Annotated in this window: 2 protein-coding genes; one reads left to right on the top strand and one right to left on the bottom strand. The window is 65.0% G+C overall.

Annotated features, from left to right (window positions below):
* Positions 1-265: 265 nt before the first annotated feature.
* Positions 266-586: a hypothetical protein gene (locus tag QMG25_RS20365; protein WP_283462953.1), complete on the bottom strand. Its 321-nt coding sequence runs from the start codon at positions 584-586 to the stop codon at positions 266-268.
* Between QMG25_RS20365 and QMG25_RS20360 the strand changes: the two genes are divergently transcribed.
* On the top strand, positions 585-799 hold a 215-nt coding region (locus tag QMG25_RS20360), incomplete at its 3' end, for a hypothetical protein (protein WP_283462952.1). The two genes, QMG25_RS20365 and QMG25_RS20360, sit on opposite strands and share 2 nt — an antisense overlap.

Here is a 799-nt window from a genome sequence, read left to right as displayed (position 1 = left end):
CCTGGGCGTGAGGGCGCTTCCTCATGACCCAGGGGCGATTGCGGGCCCGGCTGTGCCCTCCAACCCACCCCAGCCCCAGCCGCTCCGGCTGGTTCTGCCAGCCCTGACGCTCCTGCCGGCCCGGCTGACCCGGCTGCTCCGGCTGGTTCTGCCAGCCCTGACACTCCATTCGTCCCTGTGCCCGTCGCCGTCGTTGCTCCCCTCACTCCGGCCGTCGCTCCGGCCGTGGGTGTGCCCGTGGCCGTGGGTGTGGTGAAGAGTCCCATCAACCCGTGCAGCCGTTCGAACATCGCCTCCTGCCCACCAGCACCACTGCCATCAGCACCACCAGCACCACTGCCATCAGCACCACCAGCGCCATCACCAGCACGAACGTCACTGGAATCAGCAGCAGCAGCAGTGTTGACGTCGCTATGGGCCGTATCAGGACCCTCACCAGCGGCAGTATTGGCAGGAGCAGTGTTGGCAGCGTTGGTGGTGCTGGCAGCAGCAGCAGCGTTGGCAGCAGCAGCAGCGTTGGCAGCAGCAGCAGCGTTGGCAGCGTCGGCGGTGTTGGGGTTGCCGTGTTGGTTGGGGTTCGTTGCATGTCCTATCGCGGCCATGAGCTGCTCGTGTTGCCCGATGGTCATGTACCCGTCAATATGAATCAGCCCGCGCCGGGGCTTGCGGAAGAACAATCCCTGCTTCGCCACCAAATCAGCATGACTGGGCTTTTGCCCGTCGGGATCCAGATGACTCATGATCCGGTTGCCAATACGACGCAAACAATCCGGATCCTCCCCCTGCCCGGCCTCCACCA

The sequence above is a fragment of the Arthrobacter sp. H35-D1 genome, from assembly GCF_030063185.1.
In the GTDB taxonomy this organism is placed as follows: Bacteria; Actinomycetota; Actinomycetes; order Actinomycetales; family Micrococcaceae; genus Specibacter.
The sequence above is the reverse complement of the archived record's forward strand: the minus strand, read 5'-3'. Positions and strand labels throughout refer to the sequence as shown.

Bases quoted from the DNA above. Each gene is read 5' to 3' on its own strand.
- QMG25_RS20365 (WP_283462953.1), bottom strand. From the start codon at position 586: ATGCAACGAACCCCAACCAACACGGCAACCCCAACACCGCCGACGCTG.